Source organism: Paenibacillus amylolyticus (assembly GCF_001570725.1).
GTDB lineage: Bacteria > Bacillota > Bacilli > Paenibacillales > Paenibacillaceae > Paenibacillus > Paenibacillus amylolyticus_A.
In genome coordinates, this window is sequence record NZ_BCNV01000001.1 from 3,810,066 (window position 1) to 3,826,462 (window position 16,397).

The following is a 16,397-nucleotide window of genomic DNA, read 5'->3' on the forward strand; positions in this document are numbered from 1 at the left end:
GAAAGCTTTTAGGCGCACGCTTCGCTTCTTCAAGTTATTTCTGACCTCTCCGTTATCGTGTAAATGTATAGTTTAACTTAGAAAATAAACACCTATTATTGTGCAACTTCTCGGAAAGTCGCGTCTGACTTATCGAGTGCAGTAACGACAGCTTCCAATTTCAGCACATTATTATAATGTCTCAGGTACAGGTTTGGATTACTAAACGAGGCATACGATGTCCAACTGGTATTAGCAAGTCCATTTACACGTTTGAACGTGGCGTCATTTCGGAATGTAGCACTGCCGTCATTTCGGAATGTAGCACTGCCGTCATTTTTCACAAGTGTAATGTTGCCATTATTATTGCGCAGGAAATAACCCGGATAATTCATGGACTCAAATGAAATGCCTGTTGTATTCGACAGACCCGGAACAATTCGGAACTGCGCATCCTCCGCTGGACTAACACTCGCATCAATCCGTGCCTGATAGTTGTAATGACGAATGAAGCTGCCAGGCACATTGAAGGACTCCAGCTTGCGGATATCACCCGGTTGTCCGGACTCTTTCAATACGGTCATATGCCGGACGAGTCCGGTGAGACCCGCAATCTCCTGCTTGGCACCCCAAGTCTGGAAGTTGTCAGCAGAGTCGCTGTAATAATATTTTTGTGTCGCATAGCCGTCAAAGTAGATTCGCCATGAACCATTATCCAGCTGAACAAGCGCCGGACCTTCCACCCAAGAGCCCCAACCTGCCCAATCCCCTGTGCCTTTAAAAGTATAAGGACCGGTAAGCGAGGTGGATGTCGCATATTCAATGTATTTGGTGGTCTCGTTCTTGGTAAAGGCATGATAGGTTGATCCTGTCTTCACAATAAAGGTATCGATATAATTGGGAGCAATGCCTGCTAGTTCAGTAGGTGCGGACCATGAGGTAGACGTCAGATTGCTGCCTGAAGCGGTGATGACATATGGTTTGAAATTCTCATAGTTGCCTGGTGAGAGGGACACGATAACGTGCAGACTGCCGTTGCTGTCTTTGAACCATTCTGGTGCCCAGGTGTGTGCAATCGTGGTTGGAGTGGATAATGTAATGTTACGGACAAACGTCCAGTTTACCTTATCCGGGCTGGAGGCGATGCCGATGGTGTTCCCTGACCAGTTCGTGGTGTAGACGACGTAATATAGGCCATCTGTGTGCTTCATGATGCTGGGATCGCGGATCAGATCGGCCGGAGGTGTATAGGCTGGCCCTTTCAGCAAACCATAGTGGGTCGCATTATAGGATTCGTAGATATACATATTGGACTCACTTGTGTTCGTAAAGGCGGATATCGTATAGACACTTGTTGCTGCTCTGGCTGTATTCGGGAATACCATGGTTAATAGAAGTAATGTTCCGAGCAGCAGAATCATTCCGGCCTTGAAACCGCTAGATCCACTTGCTCTGTCTTTCCTCTTCGTTAACATCAGGTCAGCTCCTTATGCATGATTGATAAACATGCTAAAACCTTGTACCTTATTGTCAAAATAAAATAACTTGGGAGTAATCCCTGTGAGCAACACCTCTCGGCTGCCTGTTCGAATTCCAATTACATGAAGCATCACTCCCTTCACAGATCATGGATGAACACTTTTTAATATGTAAACGGTTACAAATAATGATTCTACAAGAGTTACCTTGCTCATTATACAGACCTGATCACCACAGTTACCCCATTCCCTTAGCCCAATTCACACACAAGACTGAATCCTAAAGATTCACGAACCCGGGTTATTTTGACTAAGAAAATGAGATCGTTTAACTGCGGTATAAGATAAACTTTTGCGTTATGTGATGGTATTTTTAAGTCTACTCCACGACAACCCATGGATAACGGGATAACTCATCCAGCAAGAATCGTACCCGTTCTGGTGTTCTGCCTTCTTCGTCGAACAAAAGTAGTTCATTCTCTTCCTGTAACCAGGCTACAGGAATCTTGTAATCCTCTTGCGGACCAATCTGCCAGTATCGGCCCAGATGATGTCCATTCAGGTGAATGGTTCCTTTGCTCATTCCCGTCAGGCGAAGCATTAGGTTCACTTTATGGTGCTCCGAAACCGTAGGCTTCGCGAAACGCCAGCGGTACCAGACCGGCTGACCGTACGACCCTTGGACTGGAACAAGGTTGGATACAGATTGAGCCCTCTCACTTACCGTAGCACTTGAGATCCCATCATCCGAGGTAAGGGTCACCGGATTGGCACTCCAATTGCCACCTTTGGCGATAGCAGGCTGTGCCGCACGCTGAATTGACCCCTGTACTCTACGATGGGACGCTCCTCGGGCTACCTCGTAGCTCTCCCATTGTTGTGGAAACAATGCGTCCGTGCCTGCCATACGCCAATCCTTCAGTTCTCCCTGACTCGAATACGTGATCAGTTCCAGTCGATTCAGCGATGAACGACTATACGGCATTTCCAGTGTGTTCGTCTCTCCCGGCTTGATATAGAGGGATATGTCTAGCGTCTGAAAAGCAAACCAGTCCTGATAGCCTTCCATCGGAACTTCAGTGCCATTGATACGAAGACCTTTGCTCAAGGCACCCACGAGAATGGCCCGATCCATGCTATCCAGTGTAAAGCTTCTGCTAAGAAGTGGAGCCCCTTGGAGAGAATTCACTTCATCAAGATGAACACTTCCACTCTCCGTACGCCAATCCCGAAGAATATCCTGAACTTTGCCATCCAGATACACAGGACCAGCCAGACCTTTGCTCTCACCCAAATATGGAGAGAAGTTCAATCTGCCCATATGTTGCACCAGAATCTGTAGTCTGTTCTTCCCTTGGGCTACTTGTAACTGCACTCCTGCGGCGCCTACCTGACGCACTAATGCCTGCTGAACACCATTAACGATAATTCTGGCAGTATCCTGGATATCCGGCAAAATGAGATTGGTGATTCCTTCCGTCGGACTCTCAAAGTCGCATTCATACAACAAATAACCAAAATCTTGTCCGTACCGGGAAAAGTCCTCCGGTTGTGCACTCGCCGAGCCCTGCTTCGCAGTTAACATAACACGTGACAGCTCTGGAGAAGCAGGCAATGTTGGCGCAATCGGCGCTGTCCATGAAGGTTGCTGTTGTCTTCCTTCATCAGACTCCTCGCCAGAAAGGAACTCACGACCTGTTAACGTCCGTTCTCCATCGGTCCAGTCACCAAGCAGCGTAATTGTGCGATCCGGATCCGTAATCATGCCCTTGACCTGACCAGATGACAACACGTCCACATCATCGAAGCCGATCACATAACGTGGTCCCTTTTGGTCTGTTGCTTCCAATCGCCATGTTCGATTCATCATTTTTTGATCCACAATGATGAAACGGATCGGAGTGCCGTTTGCTTCCAGTTGGATCGTTCCCGGCTCTTGGAAATGGAACAGATCGAAGCGATATACGTTCCTGGCCGAATCATGTTCGACCAGCACTTGCACGGTGCTACCTGTGACGTTCAATGCCCCTGCTTCCAGTTCAATAACAGAGCGCTGCCCCGCAGCGGCCACGATGAACAGGTTCAATTCTCCGTTGATCATTTCATTGCCCGTAATCATCGTACCCGCAGTCAGGTATACCTGTTCAGCAATCTGTACTCGATCCAGCAATGGAATAATCTGTCCTGGATTCAGCGATACCGGAAGAGTTCGGCCTTCCTCCAACGTAATGTGCATCGTCTCGCGTTCATCCTTGTGACTCTCCAGGAACCAAATCTTCTGATTGTCAGCCTTTCTGCCTCGCACAGACACGCCTTCAGGATGACGTACAACGATCTGTTCTTCTGGAATTTCCTCTGTTTCCATCAGGAGTGGCCCAAATGCATGGACGAAATAGGACAGATTTTTGGTTACTGCATATTTCGGTGTCACCCGTCCATATTCGTTCAGCGGTGCATCATAGTCATAGGACGTAATCATGAAAATATCACTGCTGCCCATTGTTCTGCCGCCATATCCACCGAAGTTCGTGCCACCATAGAACATGTAGTGACTGATTCCGGTATACCCGGCACGCAGAATCTCCATGATACGTCTCTCCAGCAAAGACGCTGTCTTCTGAATGGCCGAAGGTCCTCCCCAATTCTCAAACCATCCGGTCCAGAATTCCGTCACCATCTTCGGGGTGTCCGGCTGTTTAGCTCGAAGTTTCTCATAATGCCCGTCAGCACCTGACCAGAAATTAGCCCCTTCAATCGTGCCTTCCGCCCCGCCAACGCAAGTGATTAGTGAAGCATCAATACCACGTTGCAACAATCCATCTCTCAGCGTATTCATATGGTCACTTGCAGCAGCGTCATCCATGAGGTATCCATATTCATTCTCCACCTGAACCAGAATGACCGTGCCCCCAGCGGACAGTTGGCGTTCCCGAATAATCGGCACAATCCGGTCAAAGTACAGGTTCACATAGTGCAGATACGTCTCATTGTTTTCCCGGAATTTTACGCCGTCCTTCGTACCAAGCCAGTATGGAAAACCGCCAAAATCCCATTCCGCACAGATAAATGGACCCGGACGCGCGATAACCCACATGCCCAGTTCTGCGCACAGATCCAGAAATGCTCCGCAATCGTTGTCCCCTTCAAAGGACCACTGTCCTTCTTCAGGTTCATGCACATTCCATGCAAAGTAAGTGTCGATGCAGTTCATACCTGCCAGCTTCGCCTTCAGCAGAACTTCACGCCATTCTTCCTTCGGCATACGGAAATAATGGATCGTGGCACTGTTCAGAAATACTCGCTCTCCGTTTAGAAAAAAGCTGCGTGCATCGTACGTTAATTCAGATTGAACACCATTCTCAGCCCTGGCGATGTTCTTCTCCTGTTCCTGCAGCAAAAGGGATGCTTTCTCTGTCAAAGATATCCCCTCCTTCTCTTTATTTTATATAAATTAAACTAAAGATTATTTACACTGCACACTTCGATGACAGAACAACCTTCCGATCGCTGTTATCCCCAGATTTTTTGATTCCCTTTTCTCAAGGGGAAAACCTGGTGATAGCGTCTGCTTCCGATGTAGCTTTCTTGCAGAAAGCTTTTAGGCGCACGCTCCGCTTCTTCAGGTTTTTTCTGTCCTCTCCGTTTGGTGTAAATGTTTAGTTCAATTTATATAGTTTCATATGTCCTATAACTCTTTTAAAATATAAGGCGAAACAAATCCGTTGAACTAAAAGACAATCTACACGGGCACTACGATGACAGAACAACCTTCCAATCGCTGTTATTACTTCGACTGCAATGTTACGCCTTCCAGTACAACCGTTGTGATGGAATTGTCTGCGGTAGGCACTTCAAGTCCGTTGGCATACACCGGAATGTCTTCAAGCTGTTCCATGTTCCGATCCGGTGAAGTCTGATACACCTGAGCAGTGGCTGATTTTCCATATTCATACCCTTCCAGTTCAAACGCCGTTGTTCCCGCTGACAATTCATTACGAATCACCAGCACCAGTCTCTGACGTTCCTCGTCATAGGCAGCCAGTGTGCGTCCGCCATCCGTTGGAATAATTGTCGCGCCAGGACGAATGTACTTTGTAAACTGGGCCATGCCATAATACTGTTTGGTCATCTCATACTGCTCTTCTCCGTTAAAGTTCGCATGAATGAAACCCCAGTTATTATTGGCGCCTTCATCTTCAACGGCCTGCCAGTATACCCAGGCGGATGGCTGCATGATTTTCAGATCAAACATGATTCGCTCTGCCAGCTCCTGCACCGAGGTCATATCCTCATGACTGTGCGGCTCGCTACCGCCTGTTCCGTACTCGGACATCCATAGCTTCTTGCCATGGCGTTCTGCCAGGGTGCGCAGCTCTTCCATTTTGCTACCATTATAGGAGTGGGTATTAATCTGCTGGATCACGTCCAGCGTGTCTTGATCATAGAGGTTGAAATTAAACACCGTCTCATCAATGCTGTTATCGTCTGCGGCACTGATGACGGTTCCATCCAGTCCTTTGCTCTTCAGCGATGCAGCGACTTTCTTGATAATCTCGGCCTGTTTCTCATTCGTAAAATGACTGCCTTCCTGCATATTGCCCTTCTTCCACCAGTCAGAGGAAGGTTCATTGAGTGGATTCAGTGTGCGGAAGGTGATCCCCCACTCGTCCCGATAATGCTTCACGACTTCGGTCAGATAATCGGCAAACGCATCATACTGATCGTCACGCAGATTATTGCTGCCATCCACGGCTCCGGTAACCGATCCACTGATCGTCATCCAGTAAGGTGGTGAATTGGAGAATGCTTCGGCAATGTTCACACCGCGCTCCATCGAGCCCTGTAATACAGCACGCTGACCTGCATCGGCACCCCAGTCCCACTCTCCAGGTTCAGGCTGGAAGCCAGGTACATCCCCGCCGGGACGGAGGGCTTTCATCTCCGGATTCTCCTCACCGCCAATATTGTAACGAACGATGTTCAGACCTAATCCTTTCTCCGGATCAAAGACCAGATCCATCACTTCACTAACCTTCGCCTGATCCTTCCATCCACCAAGATCGTTGGCCCACCAGGCAAGTGACGTACCCCAACCTTCAAAATGATCATAGGACTGATCCAGCTTCAGACGTACAGGTTCCTCTTGGAATACAAGTGTTTTGGATGATTCATTGGCAAAATGATTGATAACAATTCCTCCTCCTGCCAGCAGGGCAATCAGGGCTACACCCATGAGGATATAGTTCCGTTTGCTCCTGCTGCGTTGTTCTTTATGCGCCATGGGCTATACAATCCCTTCTCCATGTACGGTAATTACTTCGTTTGACCTGGAACGTCAGGTTCAGTACATACACACATTACAGACACTTCGGTTACTTGATTCCGCTGCTTCCGCCGCTAATGTTGGCTTCGTAGACATAACGTTGTCCGAACAGATATACCAGCACCATCGGAATGGTTAGGAACAGGGAAGCGATCATCACAAGGTTCCATGGTGGCATCTGCCCACCACCTACCGTAGTCAATAGCTGCACGCCGAGTGCCAGCGGCATTTTCTCCGGATCATTGATATAGATGAGCGGCCCCATGAAGTTCCCCCAGTTATAGGAGAATGAGAAGATCGCAATGGCAGCAAGTATCGGATAAGTCAGTGGCATAATGATCTTCCAGTAGATTCCCGGGTGTCCCATACCATCGATCATGGCGGCTTCATCCAGTGATTTTGGAATACTCATGACAAACTGCCGAATCAGGAATACGTTGAACGCTCCGGCGAAGAAACTTGGTACGATCAGCGGGTAAAATGTATTAATCCAGTCCAGATGACGGAAGATGATGAACTGCGGTACCATCGTCACCTCACCCGGAATCATCATCGTACTGAGCAACACAATAAACAGGAAACGGCTGCCTTTTGCCTTGATTCGGGCAAAGCCGTAGGATACGATCGAAGCTGATAATACCGATCCGATAATCGTAAAGACGGTAATAATGACCGAGTTTTTGAGATACGTACCAAGATTGTTATTCGTGAAGATGGTATAAAAGTTCGACCATTGGAACTCCATTGGTACGAAGGTAAAAGCCGATTTGACGGTTGTTGCATCACTTGCCAGTGCAATGGAGATCATGTACAGGAAAGGCGAAGCAAGCAGCACCCCGACCAGAATCAGAAAAATGTAGGATATCGTCTTCTCCACAGTCGATGGATTACTCATTGGCTTTTCCCTCCTCGTAGTGCACCCATAGCGCCGATGAACGGAATACAACCAGTGTCAACGCCATGATGATGATGAATAGTACCCAGGCAATCGCCGATGCATACCCCATTTTGTAGAATTGGAACGCATTCTGGAACAAGTAGGGAACAACCATCTGACTTGAATTGTCAGGTCCCCCGGCAGTGACGATAAATACCTGCGCGAAGGTCTGGAGCGCTCCAATCATACCAGTCACGAGATTGAAGAAAATGACGGGCGTTAGCATTGGGAATGTAATATGAAAGAACGATTGTGTACTTTTCGCCCCATCGATGGCAGCGGCCTCGTACAGCTCCTGTGGAATGCCTTTCATCCCTGCAAGCAGCAATACCACACCACCACCCACACCCCATAAGGACATGAGAATTAACGCTGGTTTAACCCAGTTCGGATCAAGAAGCCAGGCAGGACCCTGAATACCGAAGATCGCAAGTGCCTGGTTGATCAATCCTTCCGTCGGTGCAAGCAAGTGGATGAAGAGCAATGAACTCGCAACCACCGGAACGACGGAAGGCAGATAGAACAGAATACGGAAGAAAGTAATCCCTTTGATCTTCTTGTTCAGGTAATAGGCAATCCAGAGCGAGATCGACATGCCCAGTGGGATGGATATCAACGCATAGAAGAAGGTATTACCGACGGATTTCCAGAAGATCGGATCATCGGTCAGTAGTGTTTTGTAATTGTCGATACCGATGAATTCAGGGGACTGGAACAGATCCCAATTCGTGAAGCTCATATAGATGGAAAACAGGATCGGACCCAGGGTCAGCCCCAGAAACCCGATCAGCCAAGGCGAGATGAAGATGTAGAACCATTTCCCGTCCTTTTTTCTCACGTTAAGCCCTCCCATGACGCAGAGAGCAGATGGAACCCGCATTCACGTCGATTCCACCTGTCCTGCTGTCGCTGCTATTTGTGCATGTTCAGAAAAATCCTCTATTTGTAGAGTCTTTCCAGTCCACTCTGAATTTCAGTTACAGTATCATCAAGCGAGGCTTTGTTGTTGAAATACACACCCAGCTTATCGTTAATGAGCTTCATCATTTCGTTCCATTGCGGGTTGAATGGTTCAGCATAGATCGTCGATTCACTGAACGCAGCCATGTTGATTTTTTTGCCGCCATATTCAGCATTGAGGAATTCATCACTGGACAGACCTGCTTTGGTTGCAGGAGCATCCTGACCGGCTTTGACCATTGGCATCTGTGCTTCCGGTGTGGTCAGTGCTTCGATGACTTTGAAAGCTTCTTCCTTGTGTTTGGAAGCGTTGGTAATCGTTAACCCGTTGAAGAATGCGTTTGTTTCGCCCCATACCGGAGAGATATCCCAATTAATGCCTTCCACCTTGGCAAGTGAACCGATGTTCCAGAACCCTGTCGTTTCCATAGCGATCTTACCTTGAGCGAACAGCGGATCGGCTCCGATATTCCCCATGTCGGCAATCTCGGTTGGCGTTGGTCCCGCACCGTGTGTGAAGGTCAGGTCATTCATGAATTGTAATGCTTTACGCACAGGCTCTGTATTGAAGGTTGGTTTGCCACTCTCATCGAACAATGAGCCACCGTTCTGGTAGATTAGCTGCATCCATTGCGGCCACCAGCTGCCCGGGTAGTAACCCCATTGTGTCGTTTTGCCGTTCTCCTTCACCGTCAGCTTCTGAGCTGCCGCCATCAGATCATCTTGCGTCCAATCTTTGGTTGGGTATTCCACCCCAGCCTTGTCGAACAGATCTTTGTTATAAAAGAGGACCATCGCACCTGCCCGATCCGGCAAACCAAATTGTTTGCCATCATACTTCATCAGGTTGGCAATATCATCGGAATAACGCTCGGACATGTTCACATTGTTCGCCTGAATCATGTCATCCAGCGGTATAATCTGATTCTTGGAGGCGTACGCCTGATAGTTCTCGGCAATCATCATGATGTCCGGCGCTGTTCCCCCGGCGATCATGGTCTGTACTTTCTGGTCATAATCCCCTGCCACCACGTTCAGCTTCACGTTAATATCGGGATACGTCTGTTTCACAATGTCGAGTCGCTCCTGATAAATCTTCTTCTCATCCTCCGAGCCCCAGATCGTCATGCTCAAATCAACCTTGCCACCGGACTCGCCGGAAGAACCGTTGTTACTCCCGCTGCTACAGGCTGTCAGACCCATTACCATGACCAGCATCACTAACGAAATGACCTTAAGACTTCTTCTCATACGTTACGCCCCCTTGATATAATGAATGGATGACTACACTGAAACCCGTTTCATGAAATGGGTTTCATTAAGCTGAAACATAAAACCCGTTCCACTTTATGAAAGGGGTTTCATTCACGCACTCATTATATTTCACCCTTCAAGGAAATGTCAACGCTTTCTTTTCCAATTACAGGGCCCCTTATCTTGCAGCAGGTCCTGTACTTTGACGCACAATTAGCTCCGGTTGCAGAATGATCTGCTTCTTCGGTTTGCCTTGGTTAATCAGCTCATGCAGCACGTCTACAGCCTGTTTGCCAAGCTGATACGTGTTCTGGGATACGGTTGTCAGTTCCGGTATAACGGCACTGGCGAGCGGCGTGTCATCGAAACCCACAATGGATATATCCTTCGGAATCGAGAGCCCATGCTCAATCGTCGACTTAATGGCACCAATCGCCGTGTTGTCATTCACGCAGATGACTGCAGTTGGCGGATTGTCACGATCCAGCAATTTGGACATCTCTCGTTTACCATCGTCGATGGAGAAGCTGCCGAGTAATTGCCGTTCTTTTGGTATTTCCAGCCCATGCTCGCGAAGTTTCTTCTGCACAGCTCTGACCTTAACCATCGTGGTGGACAACTCTTTCAACCCGCCGACAAAAGCGATATCACGATGCCCCAGTTCAAGCAAATGCTCAGCTACAAGAGCTGCCCCTGCCCCTTCATCCGTGTACACTCGGTGGAATCCGCCTTTGGCAATATTGCCATTAACCAGCACAATTGGCATACGTTTGCCCATGTCAATCAATTCCTGAGCCATATCATCTGGACAAACCTGCATGTTGATTCTCCCGCCGAGAAAAATAATTCCGTCTACCCGCTTCTCTCGCAGGATGGACAAATATTCAGATTCCCTGTTGTAATCCCCTGCGGTATTGCACAGAAAAAACGTGTACCCCAATCCGCGAGCCTCATTCTCCGCGCCCCAGAAGACTTCCGGAAAGAAGGGGTTCGTGATGTCTGGCAGGATGATGGCGATGGTGCCCGTCTCTTTCTTGATCAGACTGCGCGCCTGCGCGTTGGGCTGGAACTGGTGTTTTTCGATGATGGACATAATCTTCTCTCGGGTGCTTGCACGCACAGGTGCCGTATCATTCAGCACCCGGGAGACCGTCGCGACAGATACATTTGCTTCTTTGGCGATGTCGTATATGGTGATCGGTGTCATAGCGGAACCTTCCTTTTTCTCTAATTTTCCCTATTTTCCCTGCTTATCATACCAGATAAGGAATGGCGATGAAATGGGTTTCATTGACGGACGAATGATTTCACACTGGACCCATAGAAGTTCCGGGTATAACATTCATACGTGAATGGTTCGTTGCATTACTCATTAGCATCAATAATTTCATAGGACATGTTTGCTTTTCTTCATTTCCCCTTCTAATCTGCGTTTATGGTCCATATATTAAATTGTAAGCGAATTCATTGGGATTAGAGGAGTGTGAACAACGTCATGATCATTCAAGTCAGTCCGCTGGCAGAAGCAAGACTTACTGAAAAGCTGGGAGATCGACCAGGCTATTTCAAATTGTTTTATGATACCGATGGATGCGGTTGTGACGGAATTGCGGTGCTTCTGATCTTAAACGAACCGGATAGCGATGATGTTACCGTAGAAGCCGGTTCGCTTCCCTTTGTAATCAACAAACAGCAGCAGATTTACTTTGAGCCCTGTCTGCGTCTGCAATCCGAGCACAGTTTCCCTTCATTTCGACTGAGTAGCGATTCCATGATCTATGGCAGTAATGTCAAAGTCCATGATCTACGAGATACTGCAGACATAGCCCCTCAACCCACTGGATGGTTTGTACGATAAACGTTGAATTCACACTATAATCAAAACCTCCCAATCCCACGTTTTCTGCGGGACGGGAGGTTTTTTATCAGTTTAGAACGAGTTAATTAAGCATTATTCTTGTAAACATTTCATTTTTAAGCTAACGTTTCCTATCAGTTCAATATCACTCAGATTACTTCACAACAATTTCAATTGGTTTCATGGCTAGAGAGATATCCGCAGTCATTTCCACATAGAGATTTTGTTTCCCTTTTTTGGTTACTATGAACTCATCTTCAACCTCAACCACTTGACCTGACTTAAACTCAGTTACGTATCCCACATCCGCATAATTACGCTCCTCGTTACTACCGGAGAAGGAAAAACGAATGATTGGTTTTCCATGGAAAACTTCGACGGGTTTACTACCTGTATATTTTAGAGTTCCTTTTACTTTCATTGCCTCACCCATACTTAAAACTGTTGGTGTTGTTACTTCGAGAATAAAATCAGATGCTACTACACGTTCAGTAATTGTATCTTCATTTTTTTCGGTTGATGAACACCCAGCTATTATCATGAATACCGCTAATACCAACATTAAGATATTATTATTCATTTTAATAATTTCATATCACCTCTCTCGTACTCTAACGAATGATACATAGAAAGGGTTGCTCAATTTGTTCCTTGATTTTCCTGAACGATCTCCGAGTATAGAGAGGAGACCTGAGACGATTCGCTGAAAGTCTTGATTTTATACATCAAAAGGAATTATTTATTTATGTTAGGTTACAGCCACCCCATTTAATTAGAGCGTCTCAACCAATTTCTGAATCTTTGAGTGGGAAATTAAATATATAGGACCCATTGTTTCTATTTTGCCATCCTTTACACGTATAGCGCTCTCCTGTTCTGATGCATAAACATCAATCTCTTCTGACAAGGGGAACAGGTATCCTTGAACAAACGAGGCATAGTTGCGTTGAGAATGAGATTCGTAGGCAAAATGATCAAAGCCTATACCATCATAAATAGTACTTGTTTCAACTTCATCCGTGTTATTTAAGCTTAACCATTTTGCAGCCATGTTTAATGCACCTGCGCTAGCACCCATGATAACGGCATTGCTGTTCTTAATCGCATCCGACAATTCATAATCCGCCATAAAATCGTTCTGCAAAACAGGATCTCCACCGCAACAACAAATGACAGAAGCGTTGTGAATTAATCGCTGGGCATCGTTCTTCTGCATTCGATAATCAATGAAATGATATTCATCAAAAATAATGTTAGCCTGATTCAACCATGTCCATTCAGAAATATCATCAAAGTTAATTTGCTCACCTGTATAACCGGACGGGTCAGCGCTTATCATAACAAGTGATTTTCTGTCTTGTATATCCTCCTGTAAATAATGGACCACCTTCTCTGGAAAAAAATGATTAAACCAACTGAAATAGTAGTGAGTAATCAAAATTAATTACCTCCATATGTATTCTTTATATACTTCCATTCTTCAGTCATTACGTTTAAAAACCGTTGTACACTTTATAAATAACCCCTCATAATTATATAATATGGAATAAAATACAAGGACTATGTTACCACTTTATCTGTCCGTCAGCTGAACAAAAGCAGCCGATCAGGTTGATCGGCTATTAACAAATGACGACTGCTTCCTTTTTTTGATAAATTTATTCCTCGGAATCACTTTTCACAAAGTAATTACCGTGAGAAAGGATCTGTTTGGTATCAGCAGTTAAATGATCTAAGTTATCCACCGTTTCCTTCTCGGAAATGAAGGCGTCTTTCTCGGGTACCCTATTAAATGTTCCGAAAGATGTCGTTATACCACTGACATTTTCTAGAGCTCTATTAATTTCCTCTTCTGATAGTTTTACTGCAGGACCAAAATCTGGATAGTTCGGGTTATCCGCTTTAGCATCATCATAATAATTACTCGCATAAATACTTAAAGCAGTCACTGCCGAAACAGTCATTATTAATGCCGTACTGATAAAGATTTTTTTCATTGGTGGTCACTCCTCAATCTTTTCTATAGTTGCATTCATAAATCCATTGCCCTCTAGTTCAACTGGAACTATGTTTTAGTAGAAAGCAGCTAAAAAAACTACTGATCTGTATACTGCAAAGCGTGAATCGGTGTACCTTTAGTGATTTCACCTGTCAATGTATTGATTTCTAGTGGCTCTACTAAAACCTTCCATCCATTTTCGCTTTTAAAAATTTTATACGGGAGTGGTGGTGACTGTTCGTAGCCTTGTCCTGCATACTTTTGAACTACATAAAGTTGAACTTCATCCTTGTTGACTTGTTTGCTTTCCACAATTTCATACCCTGTAGTTGGATTGGTCATAGAGTCCTTAACATATCCCTCTTCACGACTTTTCTCATCCAAATAATTTGTATCTTTAGAATAGAACATCATTCCCTCTACATCCTTAGCAATGTAAGCCTGAAAGTATTCAGTTGCTGCTTCCATCGGAGTTTGGGCTACGACTCTTTCCGCAGTTGTAGTCGATGCTACTAAAATAGAACCAGCAACAACACTGGCAAGTAAAAGCGATACTACTCCTTTTCGTTTCATGGATTGAGAACTCCTTTTTAGTGATAGCGTTGGTAATAGTGATCAAATTTTCTTTAGATCTATTTAATATAACGCATTGAATTATTGGAAAGTTTTTTATATTTATGAGAAATTTGTTACATCTATCTTTTAGCCTCTTTATCCAAACTCTTCTTTACGCCCAACCCACTTAATGTTAGATTTTATAACATATCAATATGAAAGCGGTGGGTTGAAGATGGATCTGCAACAGTTATTGACTATCCCCATTCTCTCCAAAGCAAAAGTGATTGCCGGACATCGTGGACTAGATCGTTTGGTACAATCGATTAATATTATGGATGCGCCAGATATTGTCCAATTCCTGAAGCCGGGAGATATGCTGCTGACGAACGGCTATATCCTGAAAGATCGTCCCGATGCTCATCTTGCATTCATTACAGACATGCATACTATTGGCTGTGCAGCGCTTGCTGTGAAGACACAGCGTTTCTCTCTTGAATTATCTCCGCAACTGCTTGAGACAGCCAACAGGCTAGGCTTCCCAATCATCGAGCTGTCTGAGATAGACAATACACTCGGTGAAATATTTCAACATTCGATCAGTGCCATCCTTCAGAACAAAACCCATGAGCTTCACTACGCCCTGTCTATTCACAAGCAATTTTCCACGATGGTGATGCAGGGAAAAGGCATACCCTCCATCGTAGATACGTTGTCTCAGTTGCTATCCTCACCTGTGCTGCTGCTTGGCTCAAAGAAGCAGATTACGGCAAGCTCCCATTATGCACAACAGATGGATAACCAGTCTCTCGCCGCGCCCTTACTGACATTTATAGATGAGCACCCTTCCTTCCATACCACAATCTGGATCTGCCTACTTACTGCTAATAAATATCGACATGCTGAGCTTCATCCCATCTTCACGGATCGGCACGAGGGCTACTTGATCGCACTATACGATAGTTCCACAACCTCTAAGCTCTCCACTCTGGCACTGGAGCAAGCGGTCAATGTGATCGGTCTGGAGTTAACCAAGAAACAAGCAGTCAAGGAACGCTCCCGCCGGTACAAAAATGAATATTTCTCCGATCTCATTCAAGGGTTCATTCGTTCGGAACAAGAAGCGCTGCATCGCGGTAAGAAATATGGGCTGCAAGCCAAAGGAAGTTCTGTTCTCATTGTTGCCAAAAAGGATGAATTCTTAGCGAGCATACCTAAGCAGAACTCTACTTCCTCCGGGGAAGAGCGGTTCATCTCGGAACGAGACGCTAATTACGAGTTGATTAAGCAGGAGTTCGCCAAATTGGATCTCTCCTTCGTCATGTTCACAAAGAATGACCAGTTCGGCATACTCGTCTTTTTGGCTGAATCGTCTTGGGACGAACATACCGTTGTTCAACAGCTTGAGCGGATGGCGAGCAATCTGTATTCAGAGTCGCAGCTCAGCCTATCCTTCGGCATAGGTAATTCCTACACCAATGTGTTGGACATCGGACTCTCCTATAAGGAAGCAGTCAAGGCCCTCCAATCCGGCTATCAGATGCGAAAGACACGCTTCGCTCATTCCTATCAAACCATGGATATAAGCCGTCTGCTGCGCATGATTCCCCACGATGAGATGCTGCAGTTCCATCAAGAAACCTTTAAGCCCTTCAACGACCGAGATCCAAACGAGCGTAGCGAACTGATGAAAACCTTGTCCTCCTTCTATGAGAATCACTGCCAGATCGTTGATACGGCGAAAGAGCTATTTGTACATCGCAATACAGTGATCTATAGGTTGGAGAAATGCGAGAAACTAACCGGCAGGAACATTAAGGACCCGATGGAAAGCCTTCGCTTCCGACTTGCCTTCGCACTTGAGTCCCTTCTGAATGTTAATCCAGCCCCTAGCGATGCTAATCATACGTCTTAAACCGATAACGTGTCATGTTTAATGACACGTTCTTTTGTTTTCTTTTCCCAGCCCAAACTCATTTGTGCATTTTAACTGATTTAATTCTATTTTTATGTTCATAGTAACTAATGACAACTGCACCAACAGTCTATATGAT

General features: G+C 45.9%; 13 protein-coding genes. 2 read left to right on the forward strand and 11 right to left on the reverse strand.

Annotation, left to right across the window (positions count from 1 at the left end; all coding sequences use genetic code 11):
* Positions 1–95: 95 nt before the first annotated feature.
* The 7 genes from PAHA3_RS16865 to PAHA3_RS16895 form a co-directional block, all read right to left on the reverse strand.
* On the reverse strand, positions 96–1,454 hold the full coding sequence (locus PAHA3_RS16865; protein WP_062835733.1) for a glycoside hydrolase family 43 protein: 1,359 nt from the start codon (positions 1,452–1,454) through the stop codon (positions 96–98).
* Between the two features lie 382 nt (positions 1,455–1,836).
* Entirely contained in the window at positions 1,837–4,875 is a 3,039-nt protein-coding gene (locus PAHA3_RS16870) for a beta-galactosidase (protein ID WP_062835734.1), read from the reverse strand.
* A gap of 366 nt (positions 4,876–5,241) precedes the next feature.
* The gene (locus PAHA3_RS16875; protein ID WP_062835735.1) at positions 5,242–6,738 is read right to left on the reverse strand and encodes a glycoside hydrolase family 30 protein; all 1,497 of its coding nucleotides are present in this window, start codon (positions 6,736–6,738) and stop codon (positions 5,242–5,244) included.
* 91 nt (positions 6,739–6,829) lie between these two features.
* Positions 6,830–7,675 carry a carbohydrate ABC transporter permease gene (locus tag PAHA3_RS16880; protein WP_062835736.1) on the reverse strand — a complete coding sequence of 282 codons (846 nt, stop codon included), beginning with the start codon at positions 7,673–7,675 and terminating at the stop codon, positions 6,830–6,832.
* Positions 7,668–8,555 carry a carbohydrate ABC transporter permease gene (locus PAHA3_RS16885; protein WP_036668619.1) on the reverse strand — a complete coding sequence of 296 codons (888 nt, stop codon included), beginning with the start codon at positions 8,553–8,555 and terminating at the stop codon, positions 7,668–7,670. The genes PAHA3_RS16880 and PAHA3_RS16885 overlap by 8 nt, the downstream gene beginning before the upstream one ends.
* Before the next feature lie 101 nt (positions 8,556–8,656).
* A complete protein-coding gene (locus PAHA3_RS16890) occupies positions 8,657–9,928 on the reverse strand; it encodes an ABC transporter substrate-binding protein (RefSeq protein WP_062835737.1) in 1,272 nt (423 codons plus the stop codon).
* A 181-nt stretch (positions 9,929–10,109) separates the two neighbouring features.
* A complete protein-coding gene (locus PAHA3_RS16895) occupies positions 10,110–11,138 on the reverse strand; it encodes a LacI family DNA-binding transcriptional regulator (RefSeq protein ID WP_062835738.1) in 1,029 nt (342 codons plus the stop codon).
* 288 nt (positions 11,139–11,426) lie between these two features.
* Here PAHA3_RS16895 and PAHA3_RS16900 point away from each other — a divergent pair, with 288 nt between their 5' ends.
* Positions 11,427–11,789 (forward strand): iron-sulfur cluster biosynthesis family protein, encoded by a 363-nt coding sequence (locus tag PAHA3_RS16900; RefSeq protein WP_062835739.1) that lies wholly within the window; start codon positions 11,427–11,429, stop codon positions 11,787–11,789.
* 154 nt (positions 11,790–11,943) lie between these two features.
* On the opposite strand, the gene PAHA3_RS16905 is transcribed toward PAHA3_RS16900, so the two are convergent.
* From PAHA3_RS16905 to PAHA3_RS16920, 4 genes are all read right to left on the reverse strand, one after another.
* Complete coding sequence (locus PAHA3_RS16905) at positions 11,944–12,369, reverse strand: hypothetical protein (protein ID WP_062835740.1); 426 nt, start codon at positions 12,367–12,369, stop codon at positions 11,944–11,946.
* 192 nt (positions 12,370–12,561) lie between these two features.
* Positions 12,562–13,227: a Type 1 glutamine amidotransferase-like domain-containing protein gene (locus PAHA3_RS16910; RefSeq protein ID WP_062835741.1), complete on the reverse strand. Its 666-nt coding sequence runs from the start codon at positions 13,225–13,227 to the stop codon at positions 12,562–12,564.
* A 220-nt stretch (positions 13,228–13,447) separates the two neighbouring features.
* Positions 13,448–13,786, reverse strand: a complete 339-nt coding sequence (locus tag PAHA3_RS16915; protein ID WP_062835742.1) for a hypothetical protein — start codon at positions 13,784–13,786, stop codon at positions 13,448–13,450.
* A gap of 98 nt (positions 13,787–13,884) precedes the next feature.
* On the reverse strand, positions 13,885–14,361 hold the full coding sequence (locus PAHA3_RS16920; RefSeq protein WP_062835743.1) for a hypothetical protein: 477 nt from the start codon (positions 14,359–14,361) through the stop codon (positions 13,885–13,887).
* A 217-nt stretch (positions 14,362–14,578) separates the two neighbouring features.
* Here PAHA3_RS16920 and PAHA3_RS16925 point away from each other — a divergent pair, with 217 nt between their 5' ends.
* The gene (locus PAHA3_RS16925) at positions 14,579–16,258 is read left to right on the forward strand and encodes a PucR family transcriptional regulator (RefSeq protein WP_062835744.1); all 1,680 of its coding nucleotides are present in this window, start codon (positions 14,579–14,581) and stop codon (positions 16,256–16,258) included.
* Positions 16,259–16,397 lie beyond the last annotated feature (139 nt).